Here is a 6,493-nt window from a genome sequence, read left to right on the forward strand (position 1 = left end):
AGGTAATGACGTGTCTCCACGTCGCAAATCCCTCCGGGGGTTTGTCCCCTCACCCCGGCGCAGATTATCGCACCGCACTTTTTATCGAAGCGACAACTGTCGTGTCAAGGCCTTATGAAAATTTTCACGAATCCCCAGCCTCTGGCTGACTCTGGCCCGGCGCCTTGCCCTCGCGGCCGTAGATGTCATCGAACCGCACGATATCATCTTCTTCAAGATACGGCCCAGACTGGATTTCTATGATTTCCACCGGCACTTTTCCAGGGTTGGACAACCGGTGCAGACTGGTCTTCGGAATGTCCACGGACTGGTTGTCGGAAAGAAGAATTTCTTTTTCCCCAACCTGCACCAGGGCCGTGCCGGACACCACAACCCAGTGCTCGGCCCGATGGTGGTGCATCTGCAGCGACAGCCGCGCTCCGGGCAGCACGACAATACGCTTGATTTTAAACCCCGGCCCGTCCTCAAGGACGGTATAACTGCCCCAGGGGCGACGCACCGTCACGTGGGCTTCCACCAGCTTGCTGCCCTGGGATTTGAGCGCCCCAACCACGTCCTTGACCCGCTGGGCTTCGGACACCGGGCACACCAGGGTGGCGTCGCGGGTCTGGATGACAATAAGGTCTTTGACCCCGGCTGCGGCCAGGGTGCTTCCTTGTGAAAAAAAGAGCGAGTTCGAGCAATCCAGGGCCAGCACGTCGCCCTTGATCACGCAGCCGTTGGCGTCCCGCTTGCCCAAGCGATAAAGAGCCTCCCAGCTGCCCAGGTCGTCCCAGTCAAAGCCCGCCTCGACCATGGCAATGCGGTCGAGCTTTTCCACCACGCCGTAGTCCACGGATACGTCCGGAATACCGGCATAGCCTGCAGCCAGAGGACGCTCGGCCCGCGACTGCCACCAGTCGTACAGGGCCGGGGCATGGGCGGCCACGGCCTCGAGAAACATGTCGGCCCGAAACACGAACATGCCGCTGTTCCAGAAATAGTGCCCACTGGACAGCAACTGCTCGGCCGTTTCCCGGTCAGGCTTTTCGGTAAAGCCGAGCACGGCGTAGCTGCCTGTTCCCAGGACATTGCCACGGTGGATATAACCGTAGCCGGTCTCCGGGGCCTGGGGGGGGATGCCAAAGGTGACAAACCAGCCCTGGCGGGCCAGTTCGGTTGCCTGATCCATAGCCCGGACCCATGACGCGGCATCATCGATGCGGTGGTCCGCCGGAAACACCCCGACCACGGCCTGGGAATCGGCAGCGACAATGCGTTCAAGGCCAAGCAGTATGGCGGGCAGCGTATTTCTGCCCACCGGTTCGGCCAGAACTGCCCCGGCCACGTCGGGGAGCAGGCCGCGCAACTGGGCGCGGACCTCGAACACATGCTCCTCGTTGGTCACCACGGCAATCTGGACCGGGGAAAAGGCCTGGGCCACCCGATGGACCGTGGTCTGCAGCAAGGTCTCGTCGCCGCCAAGGGCCAGGAGCTGTTTGGGCAGCAAAGTCCGGGACAAGGGCCAAAGTCGGGTGCCGGAACCGCCGGCCAGAATCAAAGCATGGCGGGTCGTGTCCGTAGCTACGGAATCGTTGCAGGTCATGCCGCCTCCTTGTCCAGACTGCGGTCAGGGAGCATAGGTGAAGGGAGAACCGACGTCGGCCAGTCGGGGTTGGACGGCATCTTTTTCAGACAAGATGGGGGTCGTCACCGGCCAGGATATGCCGATTTCTGGATCGTTCCAGGCAATGCCGGCATCCTGGGCCGGGGTGTAGGGAGCATCCACCTTGTACATGAATTCCGCATCTTCCGTCAGGGTGACGTACCCATGGGCGAAGCCCCGGGGAACCATGAGCCGCAAGAAATTGTCCGCCGACAACTCAATGCCGTACCATTTTTTGTATGTTGGCGATCCCACCCGCAAGTCGACCACCGCATCGAAAACAGCGCCCCGCGTCACCCAGACAAGTTTGGCCTGGGTGGCCGGCGGCAACTGGAAATGCAGCCCGCGCAACACCCCTTTGGGGCCGGAACGGGCGTGGTTGTCCTGGACAAAATCATAGCCCAACCCAGCCCGGGCATAGGCCTCACGACTGTACGTCTCCAGAAAAAAACCCCGATGATCGCCGAAAACCTTGGGTTTGACGACGACAAGCCCCGGGATGTCGGTTTGCGACACCTCCACGCGGGACCTCCTTTTGCTTCATTGCTGACTGATTCGTCCGTGCAGCCGGATGCCGCACTCATTAACATATTTCACGCCTTTGGACAACAACTCTCCTGGCCGGCAGACTCTGTGCCGCCGCAACACTACAGCTGTGTGTCGTTGCCGGACGGCTTGTCGTGACACAATCCAGGCAAATGGCGTTGCCTCGGCGTCCCCCGGTCTTTGCCCGCCCTGTTATCCCGTCCGACGAGGCTGCCGTTTGGCTTTGATTTTGGATTTGTTGCGAGCCCGAAAGGTCGGTTTTGTCCCAGTCCCGCCTGGTCGGGATTTTCCTTCGTTCCGGTCGCGGCCGGCAGCGTCCCCTCCCACCCGCCCGGGCTTTCCTGCTCCCCGGGGCCGGGCCGACGGGCGCGGTTTGGCCGGCGCGCCTGCTTGCTCTGAACGCTCCGACTGGGGTCTGGCCGGAGCCGGCGCATCCGGATCGACCGGCAGCGTAACCCGGGGCGCGCCGCTTTTGGCGTCAAGCGGGGCATTGGGCGGGATGGCCACGGCCAGGAGGTCGCCGGGAAACGGCGGTCGGCGGTCCGGAGCCACCAGCACGGTCAAACCACTCTCGCTGCAGCCGTAAACGGCGCTGCCTGGGACATCGGCCAGGGCAAAGGCCCCGGACACGATCCGGACCGCCTTGGGATCCACGGTCGGCCGGGTCTTCCGGGCCAGCAGAAAGGACAGGCTGAGCCGCTCTTTGCCCAGGTTGGCCCGATCGGAGAACGTTGTCAGCCATTTGGGCGCGCCCTTGGACGACATGTTGAAATGGCACCAAGCCCGGGTGCGGCCCCCGACCAGCACACACTCCTCCCGGTGGGGACACGGCGCGGAGATGTCCATATCCAGTTCGATAAAGGCCTCGCGCATCCCGAGCAGGCAGCGCCAGCCAAGCCGGGTCCCGGGTTCAACGATCAAGGCCCGGCCGCCCGGGGCCAGGGCGTCGGTCAGCTGGGCCGCCACCCGCTCCATGCGTGAATCCAGGGGGTCGCGACTGGTGCCGGCCAGTTCGTTGGCCACATTGACCATGGCGATCAGGTCCGCCCCCCCGGTCAGGCCCTGCCAGTATTCGCCCCTGGTCACCCGGATGCTCCATGGCGCGTCCGGGGCGGTCGGATCGAAGCCGGCCAGTTCGGTAAAAAGCCCAAGCCCCAGGTCCAGGGCTCGTTTGGAGCGGTCCAGGCAGGAAATGCGCAGCTTTTTGCGGCGCAGATCCGGCCGCGACAGCCACAAGGCCTGGACAAAGGTCAAGGGGCCGCTGCCCAGATCGCACACCAGCCCGCCGTCCGGGAGATTGAGGTCAAGGCCCGGCAGCAGGCGCGACAGGCGCATGAGGTTCCAGGGCAGATAATACCAGGCATAGGCCGAGAGAGTGCGGGGTTCGCTTAAATAGCCGGGCCGCGGGCCGCCCTCGCGCTCGGCCGTCAGTGACATGGACAGCTCGCGCACCAGACGCGGCAACTCCCGAATCATGGCCGGACGCAGCGGCAGCACCCGGCGCAGCATCTCCGGGTAAGCCGAAAGCCGGGCTGAGACCTCCGGGGGGATGGCCGCAAACAGGTGGCGCGCGGCTCCAATCGGGCCGGAGCGGGGCAATAAATCGTCGGCATCACGGGACATAGGAAAAAACCATCCTTTGGATGAAGGCGTAGCCGGCATCGTCGGCAGCGGCCAGGGGGACCACGTCGGTCTTGGCGGCCAGGGCTGCGACCTGCTCGCGGCTGGCCGGATCGGTGAGAAAAAGTGCGGCCCCTTCCAGGGCAAGATTGCCGGCAACATGGGTTCTGCCGGCCAGACCCGGCGGGAAAAAACCAAGGGTTTCCAGATCGCCCGGGGAGACGGCCGTGCCGAACGCCCCGGCCAGATGGACTGCGGCGAGGTGGGCCGTTGTCAGTCCGCCGGCGGCAAGCAGGGTCGAAAAGGCCAGATTACAGGCGGCCTTGACCTTGAGCAGTTCCTCGACATCCGAAGCTGGCAGCAGGCACCCGGCGGTCTCGAAAACCGGTTCACCGTACTGACTGCCGATCCCGGCCGCCAGCCGCCGGCCAAGCGGGGTCGCGGCCGGGGTTGTAGCGAATCGGCCGTCCACGTCAAGGACTCCCTGCTCCCGCAACCGGGCGGCCAGGGACAGATAGCCCGGCCCGGCAATACCTCTGGGTGCGGCCGGGACCGGTCCATCGTCGAAGAAAACCGGGACGAGCCCCCCGGGAGTGAGGTCAAAGGCCACCACCACCCCCGGTCCGGCCATGGCCCCCTGGGACAGCCCCACGCCCTCCAGGGCCGGGCCAAGCGGGGCGCTGGCGGCCAGGAAACGGTCCGGCCCCAGGGCCAGGACCATTTCGGCGTTGGTGCCGAGATCAACGAGCATGAACGGATAGGCCGGGTCCTGGCGGGTCAGTACGGCCAGTCCGGCGGCAATGTCGGCCCCGACAAACGGGCCGAAAAGCGGCGGCACATAGGCCGGTGGCAGACCGCCGCCCAGATCGACGGTCTCCCCGGCCCGCCAGGCCAGGCCATAGGGCGCGCGGGCCAGACCGGTCAGGGGCTTGTCACATAAAATCGACACCATGGCCGGGTTGCCGGCCACACACAAAGCGGCCAGCTGCGGTCCGGCCAGGGCGGCAAGACGGAACAGTTCGTCAATGATAAGCCGGCGCAGATAGGCCCCGCCGCCCGGCTCCAGGGCAAAGGCCAGACGGGAGATCACCTCTGTCCCGGCCCCGAGTTGGGGGTTGACTCCGCGCCCCTCGGCCGCAACCATGCCGTCGGTCAGGGACACCACCCGCCACGCCAGCCCGGTGGTGCCGCAATCAACCGCCAATCCCACCGGCCCGGCCACGGCGACAGCCCGGCTGACGACCTGCCGGTCGTAAGCCGGGGCCGGGCCGATGTCGGCCAGGGCGAGGGCTTCGCCGCCCCGGGCCGGATGCAGGCAGGCCAGCCGCCAGCCGGCCGTCACGGCTTCATCGGATAAGCGGCGGTATTCAGCCGGCAAAGGCAGGGGGGCGTCCCGCAAAAAACGGACCCGGCACCGGCCGCAACGACCAAGACCGGCGCACAGCGGCACGCCGACGAAAAATCCGGCCCGGAAAAGCGCCCGGGCCAGGGTGTCGCCGGAAACAGCCGGCACGAGGCCTTCCCTCTCAGGGGTTGTAACGGAAAAAATGATCGCCATTTCCACTGATTGTTCCCCATTTTCGCTCCCTGGACAAGGGTCGCGGCCTGCCCCGGAGAACATTTCAGATTATTAAATTCTCAAAATAACCTTGACGGGAATTTTTGAAGCTTTTAAACGAAATCCTAACTTTTGAAGAAATGTATCCGGCATGCACAGCACGGTTCATCGCGTCCGCAGGCGATGAATGCCCCCACGGTATCGAAAAGGATTGGACGGATACGTGGATGCGGCCCCGGCCGGCAACTCCAGCAAGGAGGAATAGTTTTGACCGACGCGCGCGCACACGCCAGCACCCTACGCAAGCTCAAACCGTTCGCCTTTGTGACAATCCTGGCCTTGGCCCTGGCCGGATGTACTTCAAAACCCAAGACCTACTCCTACCAATTCGAAGATTATCAAGGCTTTAACGCCCGCAACGACTTCATCAGCGGCAATGTTCCTGAGGCGAAACTCATCGCCTCCGCTGAAAACAATCTCATTTCAGGCAATCTTTTCGACCAGGGCCACCCATCGGCCCCCAAGCAGACGGCTGCTTCGCCTGACAAGCTCATCAGCGACAATCTTTTCGAGCTGGCTGCGGTGCAGCGCAAGGGTGGCGTTTACGACCGCCTGTTGCGCACCGCCTCCACCCAGCTCGGCACCCGCTACCGCTCGGGCGGCTGCGATCCCAACTCCGGGTTTGACTGCTCGGGATTTACCACCTGGGTGTTTAACCGTTACGGCGTCAATCTGCCCCGCTCCTCCCGCGAACAGTACCAGGTGGGCAAGGAAGTGGCGAAAAACAGCCTGCGCAAAGGTGACCTCGTCTTTTTCCGCTCCAAACGGGGCGTTAATCACGTCGGTATTTATCTGGAAAACGGCAAGTTCATCCACAGCGCGACCTACGGCAAGAACGTGACCATCTCGCACCTCGAAGAAGATTACTGGAGAACGCATTATGCCGGAGGCCGCCGGGTCTTCTAGCGTCGCTTCGTGCGCGCCGCGCCACATGGCCAGCCAAGCGGGTTTCCCTCGGTCGGGAGGCCCGCTTTTTCGTCCTGCCCTGGCCACAGTCTGCCTCATTGCCTTGGCCCTCTCCCTGGCTGCCGGATTGCCCGGTTGCCTGGAAACTGCCCAGGCCG

At 64.0% G+C, this 6,493-nt stretch carries 5 protein-coding genes; 1 reads left to right on the forward strand and 4 read right to left on the reverse strand.

Features of this window, described 5'->3' with window-relative positions:
- Positions 1-124: 124 nt before the first annotated feature.
- From NY78_RS19890 to NY78_RS19905, 4 genes are all read right to left on the reverse strand, one after another.
- Positions 125-1,585 (reverse strand): mannose-1-phosphate guanylyltransferase/mannose-6-phosphate isomerase, encoded by a 1,461-nt coding sequence (locus NY78_RS19890; RefSeq protein WP_043640078.1) that lies wholly within the window; start codon positions 1,583-1,585, stop codon positions 125-127.
- Between the two features lie 24 nt (positions 1,586-1,609).
- Positions 1,610-2,167 carry a dTDP-4-dehydrorhamnose 3,5-epimerase gene (rfbC, locus tag NY78_RS19895; protein ID WP_043640080.1) on the reverse strand — a complete coding sequence of 186 codons (558 nt, stop codon included), beginning with the start codon at positions 2,165-2,167 and terminating at the stop codon, positions 1,610-1,612.
- Positions 2,168-2,383: 216 nt separating this feature from the next.
- Positions 2,384-3,814: a small ribosomal subunit Rsm22 family protein gene (locus tag NY78_RS19900; RefSeq protein ID WP_082140118.1), complete on the reverse strand. Its 1,431-nt coding sequence runs from the start codon at positions 3,812-3,814 to the stop codon at positions 2,384-2,386.
- Entirely contained in the window at positions 3,804-5,324 is a 1,521-nt protein-coding gene (locus NY78_RS19905; protein WP_231584052.1) for an ASKHA domain-containing protein, read from the reverse strand. The genes NY78_RS19900 and NY78_RS19905 overlap by 11 nt, the downstream gene beginning before the upstream one ends.
- Positions 5,325-5,636: 312 nt before the next feature.
- Between NY78_RS19905 and NY78_RS19910 the strand changes: the two genes are divergently transcribed.
- Entirely contained in the window at positions 5,637-6,335 is a 699-nt protein-coding gene (locus NY78_RS19910; protein WP_043640086.1) for a C40 family peptidase, read from the forward strand.
- The last annotated feature ends 158 nt before the right edge of the window (positions 6,336-6,493 follow it).

It is taken from the genome of Desulfovibrio sp. TomC, from assembly GCF_000801335.2.
Lineage (GTDB): Bacteria > Desulfobacterota > Desulfovibrionia > Desulfovibrionales > Desulfovibrionaceae > Solidesulfovibrio.